General features: G+C 69.4%; 25 protein-coding genes. 5 read left to right on the forward strand and 20 right to left on the reverse strand.

What is annotated here, in order from left to right:
• The first annotated feature begins 11 nt into the window (after positions 1–11).
• From AAN986_RS00445 to minE, 4 genes are all read left to right on the forward strand, one after another.
• Positions 12–800 carry a crotonase/enoyl-CoA hydratase family protein gene (locus AAN986_RS00445; RefSeq protein ID WP_047217565.1) on the forward strand — a complete coding sequence of 263 codons (789 nt, stop codon included), beginning with the start codon at positions 12–14 and terminating at the stop codon, positions 798–800.
• 168 nt (positions 801–968) lie between these two features.
• Positions 969–1715, forward strand: a complete 747-nt coding sequence (minC, locus tag AAN986_RS00450; RefSeq protein ID WP_047217566.1) for a septum site-determining protein MinC — start codon at positions 969–971, stop codon at positions 1713–1715.
• Positions 1716–1764: 49 nt separating this feature from the next.
• On the forward strand, positions 1765–2577 hold the full coding sequence (gene minD, locus AAN986_RS00455) for a septum site-determining protein MinD (RefSeq protein WP_016452260.1): 813 nt from the start codon (positions 1765–1767) through the stop codon (positions 2575–2577).
• 6 nt (positions 2578–2583) lie between these two features.
• Positions 2584–2847, forward strand: a complete 264-nt coding sequence (gene minE, locus AAN986_RS00460; protein WP_016447328.1) for a cell division topological specificity factor MinE — start codon at positions 2584–2586, stop codon at positions 2845–2847.
• A 19-nt stretch (positions 2848–2866) separates the two neighbouring features.
• Here minE and AAN986_RS00465 read toward each other — a convergent pair whose 3' ends face one another.
• From AAN986_RS00465 to AAN986_RS00475, 3 genes are read right to left on the reverse strand one after another with little or no spacing between them, the layout of a single operon-like run.
• Positions 2867–4204 carry a sensor histidine kinase gene (locus AAN986_RS00465; protein ID WP_047217567.1) on the reverse strand — a complete coding sequence of 446 codons (1338 nt, stop codon included), beginning with the start codon at positions 4202–4204 and terminating at the stop codon, positions 2867–2869.
• The gene (locus tag AAN986_RS00470) at positions 4194–4874 is read right to left on the reverse strand and encodes a response regulator transcription factor (RefSeq protein ID WP_013800000.1); all 681 of its coding nucleotides are present in this window, start codon (positions 4872–4874) and stop codon (positions 4194–4196) included. The genes AAN986_RS00465 and AAN986_RS00470 overlap by 11 nt, the downstream gene beginning before the upstream one ends.
• On the reverse strand, positions 4874–5584 hold the full coding sequence (locus AAN986_RS00475; RefSeq protein ID WP_223275184.1) for a PepSY domain-containing protein: 711 nt from the start codon (positions 5582–5584) through the stop codon (positions 4874–4876). The genes AAN986_RS00470 and AAN986_RS00475 overlap by 1 nt, the downstream gene beginning before the upstream one ends.
• A gap of 148 nt (positions 5585–5732) precedes the next feature.
• Between AAN986_RS00475 and AAN986_RS00480 the strand changes: the two genes are divergently transcribed.
• The gene (locus tag AAN986_RS00480) at positions 5733–6932 is read left to right on the forward strand and encodes a DUF5666 domain-containing protein (protein WP_016452257.1); all 1200 of its coding nucleotides are present in this window, start codon (positions 5733–5735) and stop codon (positions 6930–6932) included.
• Here the strand turns inward: AAN986_RS00480 and AAN986_RS00485 are convergent.
• The 17 genes from AAN986_RS00485 to AAN986_RS00565 form a co-directional block, all read right to left on the reverse strand.
• Positions 6929–8344 carry an amino acid permease gene (locus AAN986_RS00485; RefSeq protein ID WP_047217568.1) on the reverse strand — a complete coding sequence of 472 codons (1416 nt, stop codon included), beginning with the start codon at positions 8342–8344 and terminating at the stop codon, positions 6929–6931. The two genes, AAN986_RS00480 and AAN986_RS00485, sit on opposite strands and share 4 nt — an antisense overlap.
• A gap of 210 nt (positions 8345–8554) precedes the next feature.
• Positions 8555–9058, reverse strand: coding sequence for a flavin reductase family protein (locus AAN986_RS00490; protein WP_016452255.1), 504 nt, complete (start codon positions 9056–9058; stop codon positions 8555–8557).
• Positions 9059–9248: 190 nt separating this feature from the next.
• Positions 9249–9884, reverse strand: a complete 636-nt coding sequence (locus AAN986_RS00495) for a 3'-5' exonuclease (RefSeq protein WP_016447334.1) — start codon at positions 9882–9884, stop codon at positions 9249–9251.
• A gap of 44 nt (positions 9885–9928) precedes the next feature.
• Positions 9929–10417 (reverse strand): homoprotocatechuate degradation operon regulator HpaR, encoded by a 489-nt coding sequence (hpaR, locus tag AAN986_RS00500; protein WP_016447335.1) that lies wholly within the window; start codon positions 10415–10417, stop codon positions 9929–9931.
• A gap of 86 nt (positions 10418–10503) precedes the next feature.
• A complete protein-coding gene (locus AAN986_RS00505) occupies positions 10504–11325 on the reverse strand; it encodes an aldolase/citrate lyase family protein (RefSeq protein ID WP_012202038.1) in 822 nt (273 codons plus the stop codon).
• An 18-nt stretch (positions 11326–11343) separates the two neighbouring features.
• Positions 11344–12798 (reverse strand): NAD-dependent succinate-semialdehyde dehydrogenase, encoded by a 1455-nt coding sequence (locus AAN986_RS00510; RefSeq protein WP_016452253.1) that lies wholly within the window; start codon positions 12796–12798, stop codon positions 11344–11346.
• 45 nt (positions 12799–12843) lie between these two features.
• A complete protein-coding gene (hpaH, locus tag AAN986_RS00515; protein WP_034365851.1) occupies positions 12844–13677 on the reverse strand; it encodes a 2-oxo-hept-4-ene-1,7-dioate hydratase in 834 nt (277 codons plus the stop codon).
• Position 13678: 1 nt separating this feature from the next.
• Positions 13679–14113: a 5-carboxymethyl-2-hydroxymuconate Delta-isomerase gene (locus AAN986_RS00520; protein ID WP_012202041.1), complete on the reverse strand. Its 435-nt coding sequence runs from the start codon at positions 14111–14113 to the stop codon at positions 13679–13681.
• On the reverse strand, positions 14114–14932 hold the full coding sequence (locus tag AAN986_RS00525; RefSeq protein WP_012202042.1) for an extradiol ring-cleavage dioxygenase: 819 nt from the start codon (positions 14930–14932) through the stop codon (positions 14114–14116).
• Position 14933: 1 nt separating this feature from the next.
• Positions 14934–15260 (reverse strand): aromatic ring-opening dioxygenase subunit LigA, encoded by a 327-nt coding sequence (locus AAN986_RS00530; RefSeq protein ID WP_012202043.1) that lies wholly within the window; start codon positions 15258–15260, stop codon positions 14934–14936.
• Positions 15261–15280: 20 nt separating this feature from the next.
• Positions 15281–16273, reverse strand: coding sequence for a tripartite tricarboxylate transporter substrate binding protein (locus AAN986_RS00535; RefSeq protein WP_047217569.1), 993 nt, complete (start codon positions 16271–16273; stop codon positions 15281–15283).
• Positions 16274–16318: 45 nt separating this feature from the next.
• Complete coding sequence (gene hpaE / locus AAN986_RS00540; RefSeq protein ID WP_017405675.1) at positions 16319–17776, reverse strand: 5-carboxymethyl-2-hydroxymuconate semialdehyde dehydrogenase; 1458 nt, start codon at positions 17774–17776, stop codon at positions 16319–16321.
• 27 nt (positions 17777–17803) lie between these two features.
• Entirely contained in the window at positions 17804–18565 is a 762-nt protein-coding gene (locus AAN986_RS00545; protein WP_047217570.1) for a fumarylacetoacetate hydrolase family protein, read from the reverse strand.
• A complete protein-coding gene (locus tag AAN986_RS00550; protein WP_047217571.1) occupies positions 18562–19242 on the reverse strand; it encodes a fumarylacetoacetate hydrolase family protein in 681 nt (226 codons plus the stop codon). The genes AAN986_RS00545 and AAN986_RS00550 overlap by 4 nt, the downstream gene beginning before the upstream one ends.
• 162 nt (positions 19243–19404) lie before the next feature.
• Positions 19405–23082: a fibronectin type III domain-containing protein gene (locus AAN986_RS00555; RefSeq protein WP_047217606.1), complete on the reverse strand. Its 3678-nt coding sequence runs from the start codon at positions 23080–23082 to the stop codon at positions 19405–19407.
• Positions 23083–23298: 216 nt separating this feature from the next.
• The gene (locus AAN986_RS00560; RefSeq protein ID WP_016447345.1) at positions 23299–23721 is read right to left on the reverse strand and encodes a universal stress protein; all 423 of its coding nucleotides are present in this window, start codon (positions 23719–23721) and stop codon (positions 23299–23301) included.
• Positions 23722–23784: 63 nt separating this feature from the next.
• Complete coding sequence (locus AAN986_RS00565; RefSeq protein ID WP_047217572.1) at positions 23785–24675, reverse strand: metallophosphoesterase; 891 nt, start codon at positions 24673–24675, stop codon at positions 23785–23787.
• Positions 24676–24713 lie beyond the last annotated feature (38 nt).

Consider the following 24713-nt stretch of genomic DNA (forward strand, 5'->3'; position numbering starts at 1 on the left):
GAGTCTTCTCCATGTCCTTTCTGAACATCGCCCGCGACGGCGCCATCTGGACCCTCACCATGAACCAGCCCGAGACGCGCAATGCGCTCACGGGCAACACGGCCGTGGAGGAATTCGTGCAGGTCTGCGACGAGATCCGGCGCGACGCCTCGGTCAAGGCCGTCATCCTCACGGGCGCCGGCCCCATCTTCAGCTCGGGCGGCAACGTCAAGGACATGCAGCGCTTCTTCGACGACGCGCTCACGCCCGACGCCATCCGCGAGGAGTACCGCCAGGGCATACAGCGCATTCCGCGCGCCCTGACCCAGCTGGACGTGCCCGTGATCTGCGCCGTCAACGGCCCGGCCATCGGCGCGGGGCTGGACCTGACCTGCATGTGCGACATCCGCATCGCCAGCGAGACGGCCACCTTTGCCGAGAGCTTCGTGCGCGTGGGCATCGTGCCGGGCGACGGCGGCGCCTGGCTGCTGCCGCGCGCCGTGGGCCGCGCCAAGGCGGCCGAGATGGCGTTCACGGGCGAGGCCATCGACGCGCAGGAGGCCCTGGCCTGCGGCCTGGTCAGCCGCGTCGTGCCGGCGGACCAGCTGCTGCCCACGGCACGCGCGCTGGCCGACAAGATCGCCGCCAACCCCGGCGCCGTGATGCGCATGACCAAGCGCCTGCTGCGCGAGGGCGAGCACAGCACGCTGGAGTCGCTGCTGGAGCTGTCCGCCGGCTACCAGGCCCTGGCCCACAAGACCGCCGACCACCGCGAGGCCGTGATGGCCTTCGTGGAGAAGCGTAGGCCCCGGTTTCAGTGACCGGGCCTGCCCGGCCCCCGCCACGGGGGCATGGGCCGTGTGTGACACAACACAAATGGACACTCCCCGGTGCCGGCCTCCCGGCGGGAGTGGGCGCCCATGTACTGCACACACAGTACACTTTGCGCGTCGAGAGGCAACTCTCCCATCCACCGCACTCCCAGTCCCATGGCCGTTGAAACGACGAGTACTGCCCGCCCCAGCTTCGACCTCAAGAGCGCGCAGCTGCCCGTGGTGGCCGTGGCCCTGCGGGACACCGATGTCAGCGTGCTCGTGGCCGACCTGGCCCAGCGCCTGGCCGACGACCCGGATTTCTTCGACAACGACCCCGTGCTGATCGACCTGGCCCATGTGCGCGAGGCCGAGGAGGCCATCGACTTCGCCGTGCTCGTGGAGGCGCTGCGCTTTCACCGCACCGTGCCCGTGGCCGTGCGCGGCGGCAGCCCCGCGCAGATGGAGGCGGCGCGTGCCGCAGGCCTGGCGCCCGCGCCCGAGGCCGCGCCCGTGCGGCCCACGGTGCCCGAGATCGAGATCCAGGAAGTCGTGCGCGAGGTCGAGGTGGTGCGCGAGGTGCCTGCTCCCCAGGCCGACGCCCTCATCGTGGACAAGCCGCTGCGCTCGGGCCAGCGCGTCTATGCGCGCGGCACCGACATCGTGGTGCTGGCCATGGTCAGCTATGGTGCCGAAGTCATCGCCGACGGCAACGTCCATGTCTACGCGCCGCTGCGCGGCAGGGCCATCGCCGGGGCGCGCGGCAACACCGAGGCGCGCATCTTCAGCACCTGCATGGAAGCACAGCTGCTGTCGATTGCCGGCATCTATCGCACAATCGAGACCGATCTCCCGGCGGACGTAGCTGCCAGGCCCGCCAAGGTGCGTCTCGACGGCGAGAAAATCCTCATCGAGCCGGTATGACACCGGACCCTTCTTCTTTGCTCTCCAGTCTTTAAGGAACCGTGCAAACATGGCCAAAATAGTCGTCGTGACCTCCGGCAAGGGTGGCGTGGGCAAGACCACCACCAGCGCCAGCTTCGCATCGGGCCTCGCATTGCGCGGGCACAAGACCGCCGTCATCGATTTCGACGTGGGCCTGCGCAACCTGGACCTGATCATGGGCTGCGAGCGCCGCGTGGTCTACGACCTGATCAACGTCATCCAGGGCGAGGCCAACCTCAACCAGGCCCTGATCAAGGACAAGCAGTGCGACAACCTCTTCGTGCTGGCCGCCTCCCAGACGCGTGACAAGGATGCGCTCACGCAGGACGGCGTCAAGAAGATCCTGGACGACCTGGCGGGCATGGACTTCGAGTACATCGTCTGCGACTCGCCGGCCGGCATCGAAAGCGGCGCGCTGATCGCCATGCACTTCGCCGACGAGGCCCTGGTCGTGACCAACCCCGAAGTCTCCTCCGTGCGCGACTCCGACCGCATCCTGGGCATGCTCAGCTCCAAGACCGCGCGCGCCATCGCGGGCGAGAGCGTCAAGGAACACCTGCTGATCACGCGCTACAACCCCAACCGCGTGCAGGACGGCCAGATGCTGTCGCTGGAGGACATCCAGGACATCCTGCGCATCGAGCTGATCGGCGTCGTGCCCGAATCCGAAACCGTGCTGCAGGCCTCCAACCAGGGCATTCCCGCCGTGCACATGCAGGGCTCGGACGTGGCCGAGGCCTACCAGGACGTGGTCGCGCGCTTCCTGGGCGAGGAAAAGCCCATGCGCTTCACCGAAGCGCAAAAGCCCGGCTTCTTCAAACGCATGTTCGGGGGGAGGTAAGCGGCCATGTCCATGCTCTCTTTCCTGCTCGGAGAAAAGAAGAAGACGGCCTCGGTGGCCAAGGAGCGCCTGCAGATCATCCTCGCGCGCGAGCGCGTGGGCGGCAATGGCGGCGGTCCCGACTACCTGCCTGCGCTGCAAAAGGAGCTGATGGCGGTGATCTCCAAGTACGTGGACATCGACGTCAACGACATCAAGGTGCACCTGGAGCGCCAGGAAAACCTGGAAGTGCTCGAAGTCAAGATCGAACTGCCCGACGCCGCGCGCTGAGCGCCGCCCGGCGCCGTGCTCAGCCCAGGCGCAGCGTGCAGCGCAACCCGCCCAGCGGGCTCGGCCCCATCTCCAGCGATCCACCATAGGTCTCGGCGATGTCGCGCACGATGGCCAGGCCCAGGCCGTGGCCCTGGGCCTGTTCGTCGAAGCGGACACCGCGCTCCATGGCCTGCGCGAGATGCTCCGGCGCCAGGCCTGGGCCGTCGTCATCGATCTGCAGCAGCGTCGTCGTGCCATCCTGGCACACGGCCAGCGTGACGCGGCTGCGTGCCCACTTGCCGGCGTTGTCCAGCAGGTTTCCCGCCATCTCCTCCAGGTCCGAGGCCGCGCCGCGCCAGCGCAGCCCATGGCCGGGCAGCGGCGTGGAGGTCTGGATGGACCAGGACAGGCGCCGCTGGGCGTGGATCTGGCGCATGGCATCCAGCAGCCGGGCCAGCACCTCATCCAGCGCCACGCTGCCGGCGCTGCCGGCGCCGCTGGCGAAGCGCGCCAGATGGCGGTCGATGGTGTGGGACATGGCCTGTACCTGGTCACGCAGCCACGGGCCATCGACCTGATGGCCGCGTGCCTGGATGCCGAGCACGGCCAGCGGCTTCTTGAGCGCATGGCTCAGGTCGGCCGCCTGGTGGCGCGCGCGCTCCACGACCTGGGCATTGCGCTGCAGCACCTGGTCCACGGCCTCGGCAATCGGGTCCAGGTCGGGGCCGAAGTGCCGCCCCAGCTGCGTGCGTGTGCCGTCTTCCATGTCCTGCAGCGCCTGCTGCAGGCTGCGCAGCGGCTGCAATCCCAGGCGCACCAGCGCCACCGTGCACAGCAGCAGCGCGGCGACCAGGCCCAGTTCGGTGACCAGCAGGATGCGGTCGATGCGGCGCCATTCCTGGCGCGTACCGTCCAGCGGGCCGAAGACATGCAGCTGCACGCGCCGGCCCGCGACATCGAAGCTGCGGCGCAGGCCCAGCAGTTCGCGCCCCTGCGGCCCGCGCAGCGACAGCAGCGTCTCGCTGCCCTTGTGCCGGGGCCAGGGACGGGCGTCGTCCAGCTCCAGGCTGTCGTCCCAGACAGAGCGCGACTGCTGCAGCCGCCCGTCCTGCTCCAGTGTCCAGTACCAGCCCGAGAAAATGCGGCCGAACTCGCCGCGATTGAGCCGCGCGCCCTGTCCGGTCAGGGGTCCCGGGGACTGCAGCTCGGCCTGCAGCCGCTCGGCACGGTCCTGCAGGCCGGCCTTGAAGCTGCGCAGCACCGCATCGTGCAACTGCTCGCGCAGCAGCCAGCTGGCGGCCGTGCCGCAGGCCAGCGTGGCCACCAGGCTCAGTGCCAGCAGGCGCTCCGACAGGCCCCAGTGCCTAGGACGCATGGTCGCCGCTGGCCTGCTGCAGGCGAAAGCCCCGTCCGCGCTCGGTATGGATCAGGCCATGCGGGGACAGTTTGCGGCGGATGCGGCCGACCAGCACGTCCACGGTGTTGGAGTCCGGGTCCAGGTCGCGTGCGTAGACATGCTCGCTGATGTCGGCGCGGCTGACGAGCTGTCCATGCCGGTTGGTCAGAAAGCTCAGGATGCGTTGCTCCTGCGCGGTCAGCGCAAGCGGCCGACCTTCGAGCGTGAAGCGGTCTGCCATGGTGTCGTAGGCCAGCGGGCCTATCTGCACCAGGGGCCGGCTGCCGCCTGCTGCGCGCCGGTGCAGCACACGCAGCCGCGTGACGACCTCCTCGTGCAGAAAGGGCTTGGTCAGGTAGTCGTCCGCGCCGGCCTGGAAAGCCGTGAGCTTGTCACTCCAGCGGTTGCGGGCCGTGAGCACCAGCACGGGAAAGGAGCGGCCCTGCTCGCGCCAATGGCGCAGCACCGAGACGCCGTCCTGTCCTGGCAGCCCCAGGTCCAGCAAGGCGGCGTCATAGTGTTCGACGCTGCCCAGTTCCTGGGCGAGGCGGCCGTCCGCGCAGCACTCGGCCAGCATGCCGGCCTCCTGCAGGATGGCCTGCAGGCCTGCAGCAAGATCGGCGTCGTCTTCGACGATGAGCACCCGCATCAGCGCAGTCCGTCCTCTTCGATGGGCTGGCCGCTGTACGCATCCACATGCACTTCGATGCTGCGGCCGGCGCTCAGCTGCAACTCGACCTCATAGTAGGCGCGCTGCCGGACGTCGATCTTGAGCTCGGCCTCTGTGGCGCGGGCCTGGTACTTGCGCTCCAGTTCCTCAAGAATGCGCGGCAGCGGTTGCAGCGTGGCGGCCTGCTCCCGGCTCAGGACAGGCTCCGCCAGGATGCGGCCCGTCTGGGCGTCGGCGCGCAGCAGCTGCTCACGGCCTTCGCGCGTGAGCAGCTGGATCTCGTAGTAGGGCCTGGGGCTGCGCGTTTCCTCCAGCTCGATCTGCAGCACGGTGCCGGGATGCAAGCGGGTGACGGCTGCCGCCACGGCGGACATGGGTATCAGCACGGCGGTGGTCGCGCCCGGCCGGGGGATGTCCTGTCCCGTGACTGCATCGATATAGATCTCCGTGCGCTGGCCATTGGCGAGCTTGATTTCGTACCAGCGCCGGCCGTCGGCGCCGCGCTCGAGTTCGATGTCGATGACGCGCCCTTTGTGGCGCTGCTGCACGTCCTGGAGGATTTCCGCCAAGGGCCGCAGGCGCTTGGACTGCACCTCGCGGCGCACGCTTTCATGCTCCGCTGGCGTGGTGGCAGAGGCGGGCGCCAGCGGCAGGGCCAGCAAGGCAGCAAGTGCGAGGCGGAGTTTCACGGCCACGCATCTTATGTGCACGTTCTTAAACAGTGCATGAACGCGCCATTCATGCGCGGTTTAGGCGCCTTTGCCGACACTGCAGGCGGTTGCACCGATGGCCCCGCCGCGGTGCCTTTTCATCTGTTTCTTTCTGGCATCGAACACCATGCATTTTCTTCGCTTTTCCCGCTCCGCCCCGCCATTGCCCCGGGTCCTGGGCGCTGGCGCGCTCTCGCTGTCCGTGCTGCTGGCCGCCTGCGGCGGTGGCGGCGGCGGGGCTGACAAGCCCGCCCCCACGCCGGTCACTCCCAGCGCCAGCTATGCGTCGGGCACCATTGACGGCTTCGGCTCCATCCTGGTCAATGGGGTGCGGTATGACGAGCGCCAGGCCCGGATCACCGATGGCGATGGCGTCCTGCTGGCCAGCGATGCGCTCAAGCTGGGCATGGCGGTCCATGTCACGGCCGACCCCGTGACCACCGGCAGCGATGGTGTGGCGCGCGCCATGGCCCGCCAGATTCTTGTGCGCAGCGATCTGGAAGGTCCGTTGAGCGCGGTCGTGGGCGACCGGCTGACCGTACTGGGCCAGACCGTGATCGTCGATGCGGCCACGGTGTTCGAGGACGGCCGCGCGGCGGCGCTGCAGGTCGGCCGTGTGCTGGAAGTCCACGGCCTGCGCGATGCGCAGGGCCGCATTCTTGCCAGCCGCATCGAGATCGAGGATGACGCCGACGAGCCCTGGCGCCTGCGCGCGCCTGTGGATGCCGTTGACATGTCGCGCCGCACCCTGCGCATCGGCGAGGCCGTCGTCAACTGGAGCGGCGTGCAGGTTGCCGCCGCGCTGGCTGCCGGCGACGTGGTCAGCCTGCGCCTGGCGCGCCAGCCCGATGCCGCCGGCCTGTGGGTGGCCACCGCACTGTCGGTGCAGCGTCCCACGCTGCCCGAACAGGCGGGCGTGGAGGCCGACGTCACCGGCCATATCACCCGCATGGACTCGCCGACCCGCTTCGTCGTGGACGGCCTGAGCGTGGACGCGGGCAGCGCCGCACGCCTGCCCGCAGGCCTTGCCGTGGGCGACCTGGTCGAGGTCGAGGGCATGTTCCAGGACGGGGTGCTTCGCGCCTCCGAGGTCGAGCGCAAGCTGCGGCTGGACAGTGACGATGGCTTCGAGATCGAGGGCCGCATCACCGCTGTCGACAGCCTGGCCGGCATCTTCGAGCTGCGCGGCGTGCGCGTGGACTATCGCAATGCGCGCTTCGAGGATGGCAGCGCTGCCCAAATTGCCGTGGGCCGCGTGGTCGAGGTCAAGGGCCGGCTCTCGGTCGATGGCGCGATGGTGGTGGCCACCGAGGTCGAGTTCGACTAAGGGTTCGCGTTCGCCGCAGGCCGCATCGCCTCGCTCTGCGCACGCGCGGCGGCGGGGCGCACCCACAGCAGGTAGGCGGCGCCCAGCAGCACGATCCACAGGCCGCCCACGACCAGCGCGGCTCGGGTGTGGGGGAAGTAGCCGAGCACGCCCAGCACAAGCAGCATGAAGGCGATGGCGGCCAGCGGCGCGGCGGGCCACAGCGGGACCGGGAACTTCAGCGCGGCCACCTGCTGCGGGCTCATGCGGCGGCGCGCCGCGAACTGCGACAGCAGGATCATCAGCCAGACCCAGACCGTGGCGAAGGTGGCGATGGAGGCGATCAGCAGGAACACGTCCTCGGGGATCAGGTAGTTCAGCACCACGCCGGCCAGCAGCGCCACGGCCATCACCACCACCGTCATCCAGGGCACGCCATGGCGCGAGACACGGCCGAAGCCGGCGGGGGCCTGGCCCTGGTGCGCCATGCCGTAGAGCATGCGGCCGGCGCCGAAGATGTCGCTGTTGATGGCCGACACGGCCGCCGAGATCACCACGATGTTGAGGATGGTGGCGGCCGAGGAAATGCCCAGGCCGCTGAAGATCTGCACGAAGGGGCTGCCCTGGCTGCCGATCTGCGGCCAGGGGAAGATGCTCATCAGCACGAACAGCGTGAGCACGTAGAACAGCAGGATGCGCAGCGGCACGGCGTTGATGGCGCGCGGGATCACGCGCGCCGGGTCCTTGGCCTCGCCGGCCGAGATGCCGATGATCTCGATGCCTCCGAAGGCGAACACCACCACCGCCAGCGAGGCGATCAGGCCCGAGACGCCATGGGGCATGAAGCCGCCGTGCACCCACAGGTTCTGCACGCCGGTCGGCGCCTGGTCGGCCGCCATGCCGAAGCCGAACACCATGATGCCCAGGCCGCCGCCGATCATGGCGATGATGGCCGCCACCTTGAGCAGGGACAGCCAGAACTCCATCTCGCCGAACACCTTGACCGAGCACAGGTTGAGCGCGCCGATGAAGCAGACGATGGACAGCACCCAGATCCAGCGCGGCACCTCGGGAAACCAGAACCCCATGTAGATGCCGAAGGCCGTCACGTCGGCCAGGCAGACGATGACCATCTCGAAGGTATAGGTCCAGCCCGTGACGAAGCCGGCGAACGGCCCCAGGTAGTCGCTGGCGTACTGGCCGAAGGAGCCGGGCACGGGGTTGTGCACGGCCATCTCGCCCAGCGCGCGCATCACCATGTAGACCGCCGCGCCCGCCAGCAGGTAGGCGATCAGCACCGAGGGCCCCGCCTGCTGTATGGCCTTGGCCGAGCCGTAGAACAGCCCCGTGCCTATGGCCGAGCCCAGTGCCATGAAGCGGATATGGCGGGCCGACAGCCCTCGGTGCAGGCTGCCTGCAGATGGTGAACTCATGCGCTGTCTCCCCCCGTCATTGGTGAAATGGCTGCCGCATCCACAGGCTTCATCAGCCTGCGGATGGGTCTGCGATCAGATGTATAAGCCTGTATATACAATATGCGCAGACACCGATTTCCCGGACCGGGGATTACCCGGAGGCGGGAAGGAACGGGAATGGGGGAGCCGCCGAAAGAGGCGACGGGAGTGCCGCCGCAGGCCCCGGTATCAGCCCAGGCCGCCCGTGTGCATGCGGCCTGCGTGGTACAGCAGCGGCGTGTGTCCGGCCTGGTGGCTGCACTGCTCGACCTCGCCGATGAAGATCACATGGTCGCCTTCTTCATGGCGATGGCGATTGCGGCACTCGAAGACGGTGGTGGCTTCGGTCAGCAGCGGCACGCCCTGGGCCGAGCTGCGCCAGGCGGTGTTGGCGAAGCGGTCCACGCCCTTGCGCGCGAACAGCTCGGCCAGGGGCTTTTGCGAGGCCGACAGCACATGGATGGCGTAGTGCGAGCAATGCTGGAACACGGGCAGCGAGGCCGCCGACAGCGCCATGCTCCACAGCACCAGCGGCGGTGTGAGCGAGACGGAGTTGAACGAGCTCACGGTGACGCCCACCGGATGGCCCTGCGGGCTGCGCGCGGTGACGATGGTCACGCCCGTGGCGAACTGGCCCAGCGCGTCGCGGAACTCGCGCGACGAGAACGGGGCCTGAGGGGCCAGGTTGGCCATGGCGGCAGGAGGCAGGGCGGAATTCACGGGTGCAAGAACCAGGCGGCAGCAAGGCGGCAGCAGGGCTGCCGCGTTTGGGACGGGCGCCCGTAGCCGGGCAGCAACCGTGCATTATGGGTGCGGATGCCGGCAGATGCGGCCGATGGGGATTTGGCCAGGGAGGTCTTTGCCTTGCGTGCGCCGTGCCGGCTCACAGCGCCATGCGCATCTGGGCGGGCGCGGCGTTCTCCTGCAGCCAGCCTGCCATGCGGGCGCGCGCGCAGCGCTGCAGCCGCATCAGCAGGGCATGCTCGGGCCAGGCCAGCGCATAGCGCCGGCACAGGTCCTGCTGCATGCGCGCCAGCAGGGCGGCGGCCATCTCGGCATCGGCCAGCGCCCGGTGGGCACGCTCGGCCACGGGCAGGCCCAGGTGGGCGGTGAGCCGGCTCAGACTGTGGCTGGGCGCGTCGGGATAGATGCGGCGCGACAGCAGCACGGTGCAGGCAAAGGGCTGGGGCGCGGCCTCGCCGGCCAGGGCCAGTTCGGACTGCCAGAACTTGCTGTCGAAGGCCGCGTTGTGCGCCACCATGGGCGCGCTGCCCACGAAGCGGGCGGCATCGCGCATCACCTCCTCGGCGGGCGGCGCGGCTGCGACCATGGCATTGGTGATGCCGGTCAGCCGCGTGATGAAGGGCGGTATCCAGGCACCCGTGCGCATCAGGCTCTGGAAGCGGTCCACGACCTGGCCGCCCTCGATCAGCACGATGGCGACCTCGGTGGCACGCGCGCCCTGAGCGGGCGCCATGCCCGTGGTTTCAAAGTCGATGACGGCAATCGGCTGCGGCATGGGGCGATTGTGCCCGGCAGTGCCCGACCGGCGTGCCGGGGCGGCTATTCCTCGGCCTGGCTGCCGTCGGCCGCGCCCAGGCGCTGCACGACCTGGTCGAGCAGGGCGTAGAGCTGCTCGATCTCTTCATGGCCCACCAGGCGCTCGATCTCGGCATAGGTCTCGGAGGAATGCGGCGCGATCTCGGCCACGATGGCGTGGCCGGCCGCCGTGAGCTCGAACTCGGCGCCGCGCATGTCGCTGGCGTGGCGCGAGCGCTCCACCAGCTGCCGGCCTTCCAGCGTCTTGAGCAGGCGCGAGAGGCTGGGCATGCTGATGTAGGTGGCCTGCGACAGCTCCATGGGCCGCAGCCTGTGCGTGACCGCCGCCATGGCGCGCAGCACGCGCCACTGCTGTTCGGTCAGGCCATGGGCGCGCAGCATGGGCCGAAAGCGCACCATGACCGATTCGCGTGCGCGCAGCAGCGCCATGGGCAGGGAGCGCGAGAAGGCGCGCAGCGGCTCGGGGGCAAAAGAGGTCGTGGTCTGGGGCATGTTCGGCAGCATCTGTCGGCTGGATTCTATGCAGCCGCCGCTCCCTCCCCGGAGCGGCGTTGCGCGCGCCTTGTCAGGCCGGGGCCTCAATAGGTCTGGCTTTTCGGCGCGGGGGCCGCTGCCTGCTTGAAGCGCGCAGCCAGCGCGCTGGTGGCCTGCACCAGCACGCTGGTGTCCAGGCCCACGGCCGTGAAGGTGCAGCCCAGCTCCAGGTACTTGCGCGCCAGGGCCTCATTGGGCGTGAGAATGCCGGGCGCCTTGCCGGCGCGGCGTATGCGCGCGATGGCGTCGGCAATCGCCTCCTGCACCTCGGGATGGCCGGGGTTGCCGATGTGGCCCATGGAGGCCGACAGGTCGGCCGGGCCGATGAAGACGCCGTCCACGCCCTCGGTGGCGGCAATGGCGTCCAGGTGGGCCAGCGCCTGGCGCGTCTCCACCTGCACCAGCACGCAGACCTGGGCGTTGGCTTCATGGGCGTAGTTGGCGCGCCGGCCCCAGGCCGAGGCGCGTGCGCCGCCCATGCCGCGGATGCCGCCCTGGCCGTCGGCCTGCGGATAGCGCGCGGCGCGCACGATGCGTGCGGCCTGCTCGGCCGTGTCCACCATGGGCACGAGCAGGGTCTGCACGCCGATGTCCAGGTACTGCTTGATCAGCATCTCGCCGACCTCGCCGTGTCCCATGGGCACGCGGGCAATGGCATGGCTGTCGGGATAGGCCGCGATGGCCTGCAGCTGCGCCAGCAGGGTGCGCGTGTCGTTGGGCGAATGCTCGCCGTCGATCAGTAGCCAGTCGAAGCCGGCGCCCGCGCAGATTTCCGCCGAATAGGCGTCGGCCAGGCCCAGCCACAGGCCGATCTGGGGTTGGTCGGCCGCAATGGCGGCCTTGAAGCGGTTCACAGGTGTCTGCATGGTGTGATTGTCCGGGCCTCAGTGGCCCATGCACAGGTACTTGGTGCTCAGGTATTCCTCTATGCCGGCGGCGCCGCCCTCGCGGCCCATGCCCGACTGCTTGACGCCGCCAAACGGCGCCACGGCCGTGCTGATGATGCCGCTGTTGATGCCCACCATGCCGTACTCCAGCGCCTCGCCCACGCGCCACACGCGGCCCACGTCGCGGGCGTAGAAGTAGGCGGCCAGGCCGTACTCGGTGTCATTGGCCATGCGGATGGCCTCTTCCTCGGTCTTGAAGCGGAACACGGGCGCCACGGGGCCGAAGACCTCTTCCCTGGCGATGCGCATGCGGTCCGTGGCGTTGGCCAGGATGGTGGGCTCGTAGAAGGTGCCGCCCAGCGCATGGCGCTTGCCGCCCAGCACGACCTCGGCGCCGTTCTTCACGGCGTCGGCCACCAGCTCCTCGACCTTGTCCACGGCGGCCTGGTCGATCAGCGGGCCCTGGCCCACGCCGGCCTCCAGCCCGTTGCCCACCTTGAGGGCCTGCACGGCGACCTTGAGCCTGGCCATGAAGGCGTCGTACACGCCGTCCTGCACCAGCAGGCGGTTGGCGCACACGCAGGTCTGGCCGGTGTTGCGGTACTTGGAGGCCATGGCGCCTTCCACGGCGGCATCGAGGTCCGCGTCATCGAAGACGATGAAGGGCGCGTTGCCGCCCAGCTCCAGCGACATCTTCTTGAGCGTGGGCGCGCATTGCTCGGCCAGCACGCGGCCCACTTCGGTGGAGCCCGTGAAGGTCAGCTTGCGCACGGCCATGCTGGCCGTGAGCACGCCGCCGATGGCGCGCGAGGAGCCCGTGATCACGCTGAACACGCCTTCGGGAATGCCGGCGCGCTGGGCCAGCTCGGCCATGGCCAGGGCCGACAGCGGTGTCTGCTGCGCGGGCTTGACGATGATGGTGCAGCCCGCCGCCAGGGCGGGCGCGACCTTGCGCGTGATCATGGCGGCCGGGAAGTTCCAGGGCGTGATCGCGGCGCAGACGCCCACGGGCTCCTTGGTCACGATGATGCGCTTGTCGGCCCAGGGCGCGGGCACGGTGGAGCCGTAGATGCGGCGCGCTTCCTCGGCAAACCACTGCACGTAGGAGGCCGCATAGGCGATCTCGCCGCGCGACTCGGCCAGGGGCTTGCCCTGCTCGCTGGTCATGATCAGGGCCAGGTCCTCCTGGTTCTCCATCATCAGCTCGAACCAGCGATGCAGCAGGCGCGCGCGGGCCTCTGCGGTCTGCTGCTTCCAGAGGGCGAAGGCGCGCTCGGCGGCGGCGATGGCGCGCTGCGTCTCGGCCTCGCCCATGCGGGGCACATGGCCGACGGCTTCGCCCGTGGCGGGGTTGTGGACGTCGATGCGGCTGCCATCGTCGGCGGCCAGCCATTGGCCGTCGATCAGGCAGAGGTTCTTGAGCAGGCTGGGGTCACGCAGGGCAAGGGGCATGGGAAATCTCCTGGAAGTACGGTGCAGGCGCCTGGACGAAGGCGCTCAGACAAAACGGAACTGCAGCCGGCCCAGCGGGCCGTAGTCGGCATCGAACAGGTCGCCAGGCTTGGCGGCCACGGGGCGCGTGAACGAGCCGGCCAGCACGGTCTGGCCGGCCTCCAGGGCCTCGCCCCAGGGCGAGAGCTTGTTGGCCAGCCAGGCCACGCCGATGGCGGGATGGCCCTGCACGCCGGCAGCCAGGCCGGTCTCCTCGACCACGCCGTTGCAGCGCAGTATGGCGCCGCACCAGGGCAGGTCTATCACCTGGGGGTCAGCGCGGCCGGCGCCGGTGACGATGCCCGCATTGGCTGCGTTGTCGCTGATGGTGTCGTAGACCTTGCGCATGGCCTTGGTGTGGCGGTCGAACTGCTCGATGCGCGCGTCGATGATCTCGATGGCCGGCGTCACATGGTCGGTGGCGTCCAGCACGTCCTGCAGCGTGATCTCCTTGCCGCCGGGCAGGCCCGGGCCGCGCAGCGGCGCCTTGAGCACGAAGGCCAGCTCCACCTCCACGCGCGGCGCGATGAAGTGGGCGGCCGGGATGTCCAGCACCTGGCCCGGCGTGCAGCGGTAGAGCATGCTGTCGAGCAGGGTGCCGTAGTCGGGCTCGTCGATCTGGCTCGATATCTGCATGGCGCGCGAGGTCAGGCCGATCTTGTGGCCTATCACCTTGCGCCCCGCCGCGATCTGCAGGCGCACCCATTCGCGCGAGACGCGGTAGCCATCCTCCACGGTCATGCCGGGAAAGCGCTTGGAGAAATGCTCGACCTGCACGCGCGTCTTCTCGCTGCGGTCCAGCTCCTGGGCCAGTTGGGTCAACAGTTCTTGGGAAAACATTTCAAGGCCTGGAAAAGAGAGGGTGGAGGGTGCTGTGCTTGCCGTCATACACCTGGCCCGGGCTTTCATCGACCTGCACGGTCAGGCCCAGGTGGCGCTGCGCGAACAGCGGCTGCAGATGGCGGCGCGCGCAGGCCAGCAGGGCGTCGCCGGCCTGCTGCTGCACGGCGGCCGAGCGGCCCCGGCCCATGCGCAGGTTGATGTAGATGAAGCCGTAGTCGCCATCGCCGCCGGCCGCACGGCCCGCGGCCCCGCCATCGGCCACGGCGCTGTGCGGCGCGGGGTAGGCCAGCACGCGCGTGCCGCCCGTGGGAAAGACCTGGGCGCCGTCTTCGGCACGCACGGTGAGCATGGTGTCGGCCAGGGCGCGGCACAGCTGCGTCATGTCGGTGTGCGCGTCCAGGCTGGCCGTGTAGAGGATGACCACGTGCGGCATTCAGGCCACCTCCATGGTGGCGGCCGTGCAGCTCACGGCGAAGATGGGAATGGGCTGGCAGTACAGCACCTGGCCCGCGCCGCGCGCGGCGGCGGCCACGGCGATGAAGCTGCGGATCTCGAAGCCGCCCTGGCCGCCGTCGCGGTAGGTCTCGGCGTCGGTGTACGACAGCAGCGCGTCCCGGTCGTTGCGGCACCAGCGGTCCATGAACTGCTGGTCCCACTCCCAGTTGACCTTGCCCGAGTCGGGCGTGGCCGGCCAGTGCGAGATGCCGCCCGTGCCCACGATGGCGATGCGCTCGGGCGCCTTGTCGCAGGCGCGGCGCAGGGCCTCGCCAAAGGCCCAGGCGCGGTGCAGCGGCGTCAGCGGCGGGCCCTGGCAGTTGATGTTGACCGGGATGATGTCCTTGTCATAGGCCGGCGTCAGAAAGTGCAGCGGGACCATGATGCCGTGGTCGAACTTCCACTCCTCGGCAAAGGCCACGTCCACGGTCTGCATGACCTCGGTGATCAGGCGCCGCGACAGCTCGGCATTGCCGGGAATGCGGTGGCGCTCTATGCCCAGCCAGGCCGGGTCCTCGATGGGCCCTTCGTAGTGGTCCGCCATGCCGATGGCATAGGCCGGCATGTTGTTCATGAAGAAGTTGGCGAAGTGCTCGGCCGCGATGACGATCACGGCATCGGGCCGCGCCGCCTCCAGCCGTGCGCCCATGTCGCGGAAGGCGGCATGGAAGGCATCCCTGGTGGCCGGATCGGCCAGGTGTGCGCGGCCCGTGATGCCGGGCGCGTGGCTGCAAACGCCTGCAAATACCAGACTCATCTCAAACTCCTGCGATCTTTTCGTTGGTGGCTGTCGTCATCGCGTAGACGCCCGCGCGCACCGGTCCGTGCTTTTGCACGCCGTCGCGCATGGCCTGCAGGTAGTCGGCCCAGGGCATGCCCAGCAGCGGCGCGAAGTGCATCAGCAGCTGGCCGTTGCAGCCCAGCACGTAGAGCTTGCCGATGTCGCCGTGGAACATGGCTTCGTACTCCTCGGGCTCCAGTGCGTACTCGGCCAGCAGCGCGGCGCGGTCCTCGGCAAAGCGCCGCTGCACCTCGGGCTCGCGGTTGAGCTGGAACAGGAATTTCTGCATGGTGTACAGGCTCATGGCGGCTCCCGGTGTCGGCCTCAGCCCAGCGTGATGTTGGCGCGGCGGATGATGGCTTCGTACTTGGCGATTTCGCTGGTGACGAAGGCTGCGAACTGCTGCGCCGTGCCGGCCTGCGAGACGATGCCGCCGCGCGCGAAGGCGTCCACCACGGCGGGCTCGGCCAGGGCCTTGACCACGGCGGCGTTGATGCGCTGCACCAGCGCATCGGGCGTGGCGCCGGGTGCCAGCAGACCCTGCCAGGAGTTGGATTCCAGCGCCACGCCCTGCTCGGCCAGCGTGGGCACCTGGGGAGCGAACTGCGAGCGCTGGCGCGTGGCCATGCCCAGTGCCACCAGCTTGCCGCTTTGCACATGGCCGCGGAACTCGGGCCAGTTGCCGAACATCACGTCCACCTGGCCGCCCAGCAGGTCGGCCAGCGCCGGGCCCTGGCCCTTGTAGGGGATGTGGACCATGTCGATGCCCATCTCCTGGCACAGCAGCGCGCCCGACAGATGGGCCGAGGTGCCGTTGCCGAACGAGGCATAGCTGAGCTCGCCGGGCTTGGCCTTGGCGCGGCTGCGCAGGTCCGCCAGCGTCTTCAGGCCGCTGCCCGGGTGGGTGGCCAGCACATGCTCGGACAGGCCCATCAGCGCCACGGGCTTGAGGTCGCGCGTGGTGTCGTAGGGCAGGTTCTTCACCAGCGTCTTGTTGGCCGTGAAGCTGTTGGCCACGCACACCAGGGTGTAGCCGTCGGCCGGCTGCTTGGACACATAGTCCACGCCGATCACCGTGCCCGCGCCGGGCTTGTTCTCCACGATCACAGGCTGGCCCAGGGACTTGCCCAGTTCGGTGCCCACCAGGCGCGCCACCAGGTCGGTGGTGCCGCCCGGCGTGAAGGGCACGATGATGCGCAGCGGCTTTGCGGGCCAGGTGCCGGCCGGGCTACCGGGCTGGGCCTGGGAAAGGCCCGGGAGCATCAGCGCTGCGGCCGTGGTGGCTGCGGTGGATTGCAGGAAATGGCGGCGTTGCATGTCTTGTCTCCTCGGTTCTCTTTGTCGTTGTCGCTGGTCGCCCGTTCAGACGCCCCAGTGCGGAATATGGTGCGAGCCCAGCGAGACGGCCACGTTCTTGGGCTCGCAGAAGACCTCGTAGCTCCAGCTGCCGCCCTCGCGGCCCGTGCCCGAGGCCTTGGTGCCGCCGAAGGGCTGGCGCAGGTCGCGCACGTTCTGGCTGTTGACGAAGCACATGCCGGCCTCGATGGCGGCGGCCACGCGGTGGGCGCGGCCCACGCTCTCGGTCCAGACGTAGCTGGACAGGCCGTACTGGATATCGTTGGCCAGGCGCACGGCCTCGGCCTCGTCGCTGAAGGGGATGATGCAGGCCACGGGGCCGAAGATCTCGTCCTGGGCGATCTGCATGCGGTTGTCCACGTCGGCAAACACCGTGGGCAGCACGTAGTTGCCCTTGCGCACGCGCTCGGGCAGCACGGGCGCATCGAGCCCGCCGCACAGCATGCTGGCGCCTTCCTTCTGGCCCAGTTCGATGTAGTGGCGCACCTTGGCCAGGTGGCTGGCGCTGATCATGGGGCCGACAATGGTGGACTCGTCCAGCGGGTCGCCCACGGTGATCTTCCTGGCGCGCTCCACGAAGCGGTCCACGAACTTCGCATAGATGCCCTTTTGCACCAGGATGCGGCTGCCGGCCGTGCAGCGCTCGCCGTTGTTGGAGAAGATCATGAACACGGCCGCATCCAGCGCGCGCTCGAAGTCGGCGTCGTCAAAGATCACGAAGGGGCTCTTGCCGCCCAGCTCCATGCTGAACTTCTTGAGGCCGGCGGCCTGCACGATGCGGTTGCCGGTCTGGGTCGAGCCCGTGAACGAGACGGCGCGCACATCGCGGTGGCGCACCAGGGGCTCGCCCGCGTCCTTGCCGTAGCCGTGCACCAGGTTGAGCACGCCGGGCGGAATGCCGGCCTCCAGCGCCAGCTCGCCCAGGCGCGCGGCCGTCATGGGCGACAGCTCGCTCATCTTGAGCACGGCCGTGTTGCCGAAGGCCAGGCAGGGCGCCACCTTCCAGGTGGCCGTCATGAAGGGCACGTTCCAGGGCGAGATCAGCGCGCACACGCCCACGGGGTGGAACAGGGTGTAGTTCAGGTGCGTGGGCGTGGGATAGGTGTGGCCGTCCACGCGCGTGCACATCTCGGCAAAGTAGTAGAAGTTGTCGGCCGCGCGCGGCACCAGCTGCTTGCCCGTCTGGGCGATGACCTGGCCGCAGTCGTTGGTCTCGGTCTGCGCGATCTCGGGCACATGGCGGGCGATCAGGTCGCCCAGCTTGCGCACGAGCTTGGCGCGTTCGGTGGCGGGCGTGTTGGCCCATTTCGGAAAGGCGTTCTTCGCGGCGGCGACGGCGGCCTGCACCTCGGCCTCGCCGCCAGCGGCGACCTCGGCCAGCACCTCCTGGGTAGCGGGGTTGACGGTCTCGAAATAGTCCTTGCCGGCGACGGCCTTGCCGTCGATCAGGTGGTCAATGCGCATGGGGATTCCTTGGCGTGTGCGGTGGGTTCAGGAGGCGGCCGGCTCGTCGCCGACGATGGTGTTGACCAGGCGGCCCAGGCCTTCGATCTCGGTGACGATCTCGTCGCCCACGCGGGAGTCGGCCACGCCGTCGGGCGTGCCCGTGAGGATGAGGTCGCCGGGGTTCAGCGTCATGAAGCCCGACAGATGGGCGATCAGCGAGGGGATGTCATGCACCATGTCGCGCGTGCTGCCGTCCTGCTTGAGCTCGCCGTTGACCCAGCTGCGCAGGCGCAGGTTCATGGGGTCGGGCACATCGGCCGCATCGACGAACCACGGGCCCACGGGCGTGGCGCCGTCGCGGTTCTTCACGCGCAGGTTGGGCCGGTAGAAGTTCTCCAGGTAGTCGCGTATGGCGTAGTCGTTGGCCGTGCAGTAGCCGGCGACCACGCTGTAGGCATCCTCGCGGCGCACATTGCGGCAGGTCTTGCCGATGACCACGCCCAGCTCGCACTCGAAGTGCATGTAGGCCACGTCGGCGGGCCGGTACGTGCGGCCTCGGTGGCCGTTCAGCGTGTTCGGGCCCTTGAGGAAGACCAGCGGTTCCTCGGGCGCCTTGTTGAAGGCGATTTCCTTGGCATGGTCCGCATAGTTCAGGCCCAGCGCGAAGACGGTGCCGAACTGCAGCGGCGGCAGCCACTGCACGGCGGTCTCCGCCACCAGGCGGCCATCGGGCAACTGCACCTGTCCGTGCGGGCCTTCGGTGACCTGCAGGGTCTGTCCTTCGAAGATGACGCGTCCGTGCTTCATGCTGCTGCTCCCTGTTCTGCCACCACCGAATGCGTGAGCCGGCCCAGGCCGGGCACCTCGATGACCACGCGGTCCCCGGGCCGCGCCAGCGGCGCGCCTTCGCCCGGGCCCAGCAGCAGCACGTCGCCGGGCGACAGCGTCATGAATTCGGTCACGTCGGCCAGCAGCCTTGCGGGCGAGCGCACCAGATCGGCAAAACCGCGCTGCCAGACCTGTTCACCATTGATGGACACCGTGAGTTCTGCCGCTTGCGCATCGAAGCCTGCGCCGCGCACCAGCGTGCCCAGCGGGCAGAAACCGTCGCGGCAGCGCTGGCGGATGGCGGGGCGGTAGTAGTTCTCGTGCGGCAGCGTGAGGTCGCTGGCGATCAGCCAGCCGGCCACATGGTCCATAGCCGTTGCTTCGCTGACGCGCGTGGCGCTGCGGCCGATCACCAGGCCGATGCTGGCATCGACGCGGACCTCGCCGGGATCGGCCGGCACGGCCACCGCAGCGCCATCGCGTGCCCAGGTGTTGCGCGGCTTCAGGTAGAGCACGGGGGCGCGCGGAGCGGCCTTGTAGGGCGCGCTGTCGAACTGCGGCGACAGGCGCTGCACGGTGGCCTGCTGGTTGAGCAGCGTGCCGTAGACCGTGCCCAGCGCAAGGCCGTCATCCAGGAGAAAAGGCTGAATCTGCATGGTGTGGATTTAGTTAACGTGGTAATTATTGTTTTTGCAACAAGCCCCGTCAACACGGTGGATTCAGGGTTTTCCCAGGCCGCAGCAAAAAGCCCCTGCGCGGCAAACCGTGCAGGGGCTTGAAGGGGCGCCGGGCGCTGCCGGTGCTGGCGGGGGCTGGCGTCAGCTGCGGCGGCGGCGCAGTGCGGCCATGCCGCCCAGGGCCAGCGCCAGCAGCGCCTGGGCCAGTGTGGACAGGCCGGGCACGGGGGTGGCCGTGGCGCCGGGCGGCAGGGCCGCAGGCGCGGCCACCGCCACGGGGTCCACGATGACGCCGTTGACGGTCAGGTCGCTGTCGCCCGTCTGCCCGTCGGTGATGTCGAAGCTCACCGAGCGGCGGTCGGGTGCGAAGCGGTAGGCCGAGGCGCTCAGCTCATACCAGTGCGCCGTGGGCGTGGCGGCCGTGGGGCCGTACTTCCAGAGCGTGGCCTGGGCGGGTGCGGCTTCAGGCAGGTCCATGCGGATGGTGGCCATGGAGCCCGGCGTGCCGCCCATGAGCACGAAGCTCAGGCTGCCGTAGGGCATGCGCAGGTTGCCAGGCAGCGGGCTTTGCGAGGGCGCGGGCTGAAAGCCTGCCGAGTTCGAGGCGAACTGCCACTGGTCTGCACCCACGTTGCCGGTGCCGTTGCTCACGCCCGCCGTATTGCTGCCCGTGCCGATCTGCGTGCCGATGGGCACAGGCTTGCTCAGGGCCAGCACAGCCGGCGCGCTGGCCGTGCCCGAGGCCGGCAGGTTGACCGCATGCACGCGATAGCTCACGGCGGGGTCCAGTCCGGTGAAGGACAGCGTGGCAGCGGTATTGGCCGCGGTGCTGACCGTGTTGCTGGCAGGTGCCGGCAGGCCGGCGGCATCCAGGCCGGCCATGACCTGTTCCCAGCTGGGGACGGGCGCATTGGCGGGCAGGGCCACGGCGCGCAGGCTGCCGCCCACGCTGGGCGTGGCCTGGACCACGGCCGATGTCTGGTCCACGGCCTGGGCGGACAGGGCCACGGTGGACAGGGCGGGCACCGCCAGGCTGTCCAGGCGCGCCTTTTTCCAGGCGGCATAGGGCAGGTCCTTGGCCGCGGTGCCATCGCCGTAGAAATCGGCATCGCCGCAGTCGCTGATGATGTCCACGCTGCCGCCTGCGTCCAGGCTGGCCGGCATGGCGCCTATGCCTTCGGCCGAGCAGGCGGTATTGGGCACGGTAATGGCGACCAGGTCGGCAGCGCGCGGGCGCAGGTTCAGGGCCAGGCCTGCGCCGTTCACGCGGCCATCCCAGGAATAGAGCTGGAAGTTGCGCGGCGCGGTGCCCGTGGCGCTGGCCGAGGGGCCGGCAATGATCAGGTACTCGCCGGCCGCGTTCTTGCGGATTTCGCGGATGCCTCGGCCGCCCAGGTCCAGGCGGATCGGCTGGCCCATGATGGCGCTGCCCTTGCTGCCGCCATCGGCCGCAGGCAGGGCCGCGAAGTTGGTCACGGGCACGATCAGCGCATGCGTGCGGCCCGTGGCTTGGTCGGCCGTGACGGCCGGCGCGCCCGGTGCCGGCACCAGCGGCGCGCGAAAGCCCAGCCATGCGGCGCCGTCGTCGGGGCTGGTGGACATGCCTTCGATGGAAAAGCCGCTCATCGTCTCGGCCTCGGGCGCCTTGGTGGCGCCGCCGTCCGAGCTGGCCACCAGGCCCAGGTAGTGGGCGGCAAGGCCGTCATGCGCGGCCGCGTCCCAGCTGCGCAGGTCCTCGCGCAGCCAGCGGTAGTAGCCCTGGGCGGTCAGCGTCGTGGAGGCGCCGGAGCCGGTCACATCCATCGCCGCCAGGCGCCAGCGGTCGGTGCGCGACTTGCCGCTCTTGTTGTTGGAGTGCGAGCTCGCCACGTACACGCGGCTGCCCAGGGCAAAGCTGGCCTCGATGTCCATTTCCTCGTCGCTCTTGCAGCTGTCCAGGCCCGTGAGGCCGGGGGCGGTGCAGGCGGCGGCATCGGCCAGGCCCAGGGCGGTCCTGTCCAGCATCAGCGGCTTGATGGGCAGCCCGCCGGCCGGGCCATAGGCCGAGAAGGAGTTGCCGGCCGGCAGCGCATTGCCCGAGGCATCCTGGGCGGGCGCCTCGTCGTCGCCCACCAGCATGGTGGCGGCATCGATGACGATGGCCGTCGATGCGTCCGAGCGCCCGGCCAGCCAGCGCGGGCTGGTGTTGGTCGCGGTGTTGGCCGAGGCCGCGTACTTGATGGTGCGGCTGACGGAGGCGCCGCCCGCGTTGATCAGCGTGACGGTGATGTCGGCATAGCCCACGCCCGTGGGCGTGATCCTGAGCACGGCGTTGCCGGCCTGGTTGGACGCGGCCAGGCCTGCGTCGGCCACCACGGCCTGGTTGCTCGAACGCGCAGTGACCTGTACGCCGCCAGCGCCCCCCGCATCCTGCACCGTGAAGCCGATGCCTGCCGAGGCCAGCGGGTCGTTGGCGTCGCCGACCACGCCGGAAAACGCGGTCAGTTCGGGCAGCGAGGCCGTCGGCGGGGCCGAGGCCATGAAAGGCACGCTCACTGCAGCCGTGCTCCCGCCGAGGCCGTTGACGGCGCGCACGCGCAGCGTATAGCTGCCGGGCTGCAGGCCTTCCAGCGCCTGGCTGTTGCCCAGGGCCACGGCCGTGGAGGCTACCGATGCAAAGCTGTCCTGCGACAGCTCCACCACGTAGTAGGCGGCGCCCGGCACGGCGTCCCAGGCGGCCGTCACGCGGTTGCCGGCCGGGGTGGCCGCCAGGTTGGAGGGGGCGGGGGGCACGGTCGCCGGCACGGTCTCCAGCGGGGCCCAGGCCACGCCATAGAACACGCCGTCCTGCGGCGCGGCGATGGACTCGGCCGTGCCCGACAGCGTGCCGGCGTAGCCGCCGTGATCGAAGGCGCGGTACAGGCGGCCCGTGGTGTCGGTGGCCATCAGCATCACATTGCCGCCGCCGGTATCGAAGGCGGCCAGGCCGTGGACCTTGGACAGGCCGGCAATGGAGCCTGCGGGCTGCCAGCTGGTGCCGTCCATCGAGAGGCGGAATTTCCGGATGGCGCCGGTATCGTTGTCCGCCACGTAGACGGTGTTCGCCAGCGCGGGGCCGCCATCGAGTTGCAGGAAGGCGATGCCGCGGTAGGTGGAGGGCGTCAGGCCCGCCAGGGGCAGGGCCGTCTGGATGCCCGTGGTCGGCAAATTCGTGCCGATCTGGTTGAGCGAGCCGCCGTTGATGGCGGCGATCAACTGGCCGCCGGCGACCGCCAGGCCCTGGACATTGCTGCTGTTCAGTTGGGAGATGCCCGTGCCGTCGGCAGCCACATGCCAGATGCCATTGTTGGCCGTGGCCGTACCCTTGCCGCTGGCCCAGACGGCGCCGCAGTCGCTGCTGGCTGCTGCGCGGATGGTGTCCTTGCTGAAGGCCGTGGTGCCGAGCGGGCGCAGGCTTTTCACGTCGGAGTCGAACCCCACCACGGCCACGGCGCGCGGGGCCGCCGCTGCCGTGACGCCGTTGGGCTCGGTGCCGCCGGTGGCCACGGCATAGCCGGGAACCACCAGGCACAGGCCATTGTCCGAGCGGTTGAGCAGGCCTTCCGAGCCCTTGCTGCTGGCCGTCAGCGGCGTCGCTCCGCCTGACAGCGGCAGCGATTGCACCAGGGTGCCGTCCACGCGGTACTCATCCAGGAACACGGGCAGCGCGCCTGTGCCCGTGCCCACGCGGTAGGCCACCAGGTTGCCCGGGGTGAAGGGCGCGGACCATGCAGCGCCACACAGGGCCAGGCAGGCCGTTGCAATCGCCTTGTGCCGCCAATCCAAAGTACTCGCGCGCATGCTCACCATCCCCCTGTGTGACAAATCGCGCGACTGTAAGAGGCGGCTGTGACAGCCCGGTGACGGCAGGCCCGCAGGATGGTGGGAAGGCACCATGCAAAAAAAGACGGCTCCCTCAGGGGAGCCGTCCTTGCCTCATTGCGCCGTGATGCCCGCGCTTTGCTTTTTCTGGTTATGGGCGCTGCGTGTGCACGGGGCAGCGTATCGCGCGGTCGATCAGCGGATCAGCAGCACAGGCACCTGGCTGCCGGCCAGCACCTGGGTGCTGACCGAGCCCATGACCAGGCGGCCCAGCGTGCCGTGGCCATGCGTGCCCATGACCAGCAGGTCGAACTTGCCTTCTTCGGCCGCCTTGATGATGGAGTCGGCAATCGGGCCGACCTTGCTCAGGCGGGCTGCCTGCACGCCGTGCTCGGCCAGGTAGCTGCACACGGGGTCCAGCACCTTGGTCGACTCCTCGGCGTAGTACTCGTCCACCACGTCCTTGCCCAGGGCGGCGCGCGCGCGGGCCGGCAGCTGGGGCTGGACGGTGATGGCGCTGTAGCTGTGGGCCGAACCCAGGATCTCCGGGTGCGAGGTCAGGTAGGCCAGCATCTTCTGGGTGTAGGGGCTGCCATCGACAGCGAGCAGGATGTTCATGAAGGTCCTCCTTGGGTATGGCCCGAGACTAAGCCCAAGCCGGGGTGGAGTGCTTGATCCAGGTCAAGCACGGGCCGGTGCCTCTGCCGCCCCTGCGGTCGCGTGCACCGGCAACTCGATGGTAGAGCGCGGCGAAAACCCCTCCTGCTCGCCCTTGCGCGCGTAGCCCAGCGGGTTGGCCACCACGCGGCAGCGCCAGGCGCTGCCATCGCCGCGCAGGCCCTCGGCCACATAGTCGCTGGGCGAATGCAGGTGGCCGTGCAGCCACAGATCGGCACAGGGCAGCAGTTCATCCAGCACGTTGCAAAAGCCGGCCGTGCCCGGCACCAGGCCGTAGCGCGGGTCGGCGCTGCGCAGGCTGGGCGCGAAATGCGTGACGGCCACCGTGGGGCCATCGAAGGGCCTGGCCAGCGCCTGGCGCAGCCATTGCTGGCAGACCAGCGACTGCTCGCGCATGGGCTCGGCCAGGAAGGGCTCGCCGTCGCGCGTGCCGCCGGTCTTTTGCAGGTAGAAATTGGCGGCGCGAAAGGCCTTCTCGCGCAGTTTGAGCAGCCGGGCCAGATCGGTCACGCCTTCATGCATGGACATGGCGTCGTAGTCGCTCCACAGCGTGGTGCCCACGAAGCGCACGCCGTCCAGCACGGCCGTCTCGCGCTCCAGCCAGACCATGCCCATGCGCTCGCAGGTGGCACGCAGGCGGGCGTGGGCGGCGTCGAAGTCCTGCATGTCGTACTCATGGTTGCCCGGCACGAAGATCACGGGGCAGGGCCAGCCCGCGTACTGGGGCAGGGGAGAGAAGCGCTCCAGCCCGAAATCCTGGTCCGGCAGCAGGCTGCCGCTCTGGTAGGAGCCTATGTCGCCGGCCAGCACCAGCACGTCGGCATCGGGTGCGGGCTCTGCGGTGAAATGCGGATGGGCCTCGAGGTGCAGGTCGGACAGCAGCTGGATCTTCATGCGGCCAAGTGTAGAACCTGCGCTGGCGCTGGCGCGGG

The sequence above is a fragment of the Delftia sp. DS1230 genome (assembly GCF_040112715.1).
Classification (GTDB): Bacteria; Pseudomonadota; Gammaproteobacteria; order Burkholderiales; family Burkholderiaceae_C; genus Comamonas; species Comamonas tsuruhatensis.

Excerpts from the sequence above, each read along its gene's own strand:
- AAN986_RS00485 (WP_047217568.1), bottom strand. The coding sequence starts at position 8,344 with ATGAGTTCACCATCTGCAGGCAGCCTGCACCGAGGGCTGTCGGCCCGC.
- AAN986_RS00530 (WP_012202043.1), bottom strand. The coding sequence starts at position 15,260 with ATGAGCCTGTACACCATGCAGAAATTCCTGTTCCAGCTCAACCGCGAG.
- AAN986_RS00445 (WP_047217565.1), top strand. The coding sequence starts at position 12 with ATGTCCTTTCTGAACATCGCCCGCGACGGCGCCATCTGGACCCTCACC.
- AAN986_RS00505 (WP_012202038.1), bottom strand. The coding sequence starts at position 11,325 with ATGCAGACACCTGTGAACCGCTTCAAGGCCGCCATTGCGGCCGACCAA.
- hpaR (WP_016447335.1), bottom strand. The coding sequence starts at position 10,417 with ATGCCCCAGACCACGACCTCTTTTGCCCCCGAGCCGCTGCGCGCCTTC.
- hpaH (WP_034365851.1), bottom strand. The coding sequence starts at position 13,677 with ATGTTTTCCCAAGAACTGTTGACCCAACTGGCCCAGGAGCTGGACCGC.
- AAN986_RS00490 (WP_016452255.1), bottom strand. The coding sequence starts at position 9,058 with ATGGCCAACCTGGCCCCTCAGGCCCCGTTCTCGTCGCGCGAGTTCCGC.
- AAN986_RS00545 (WP_047217570.1), bottom strand. The coding sequence starts at position 18,565 with ATGAAGCACGGACGCGTCATCTTCGAAGGACAGACCCTGCAGGTCACC.
- AAN986_RS00520 (WP_012202041.1), bottom strand. The coding sequence starts at position 14,113 with ATGCCGCACGTGGTCATCCTCTACACGGCCAGCCTGGACGCGCACACC.
- AAN986_RS00510 (WP_016452253.1), bottom strand. The coding sequence starts at position 12,798 with ATGCCCCTTGCCCTGCGTGACCCCAGCCTGCTCAAGAACCTCTGCCTG.
- minD (WP_016452260.1), top strand. The coding sequence starts at position 1,765 with ATGGCCAAAATAGTCGTCGTGACCTCCGGCAAGGGTGGCGTGGGCAAG.
- AAN986_RS00495 (WP_016447334.1), bottom strand. The coding sequence starts at position 9,884 with ATGCCGCAGCCGATTGCCGTCATCGACTTTGAAACCACGGGCATGGCG.
- AAN986_RS00470 (WP_013800000.1), bottom strand. The coding sequence starts at position 4,874 with ATGCGGGTGCTCATCGTCGAAGACGACGCCGATCTTGCTGCAGGCCTG.
- AAN986_RS00535 (WP_047217569.1), bottom strand. The coding sequence starts at position 16,273 with ATGCAACGCCGCCATTTCCTGCAATCCACCGCAGCCACCACGGCCGCA.
- AAN986_RS00480 (WP_016452257.1), top strand. The coding sequence starts at position 5,733 with ATGCATTTTCTTCGCTTTTCCCGCTCCGCCCCGCCATTGCCCCGGGTC.
- minE (WP_016447328.1), top strand. The coding sequence starts at position 2,584 with ATGTCCATGCTCTCTTTCCTGCTCGGAGAAAAGAAGAAGACGGCCTCG.
- hpaE (WP_017405675.1), bottom strand. The coding sequence starts at position 17,776 with ATGCGCATTGACCACCTGATCGACGGCAAGGCCGTCGCCGGCAAGGAC.
- AAN986_RS00555 (WP_047217606.1), bottom strand. The coding sequence starts at position 23,082 with ATGCGCGCGAGTACTTTGGATTGGCGGCACAAGGCGATTGCAACGGCC.
- minC (WP_047217566.1), top strand. The coding sequence starts at position 969 with ATGGCCGTTGAAACGACGAGTACTGCCCGCCCCAGCTTCGACCTCAAG.
- AAN986_RS00465 (WP_047217567.1), bottom strand. The coding sequence starts at position 4,204 with ATGCGTCCTAGGCACTGGGGCCTGTCGGAGCGCCTGCTGGCACTGAGC.
- AAN986_RS00525 (WP_012202042.1), bottom strand. The coding sequence starts at position 14,932 with ATGAGTCTGGTATTTGCAGGCGTTTGCAGCCACGCGCCCGGCATCACG.
- AAN986_RS00565 (WP_047217572.1), bottom strand. The coding sequence starts at position 24,675 with ATGAAGATCCAGCTGCTGTCCGACCTGCACCTCGAGGCCCATCCGCAT.
- AAN986_RS00550 (WP_047217571.1), bottom strand. The coding sequence starts at position 19,242 with ATGCAGATTCAGCCTTTTCTCCTGGATGACGGCCTTGCGCTGGGCACG.
- AAN986_RS00560 (WP_016447345.1), bottom strand. The coding sequence starts at position 23,721 with ATGAACATCCTGCTCGCTGTCGATGGCAGCCCCTACACCCAGAAGATG.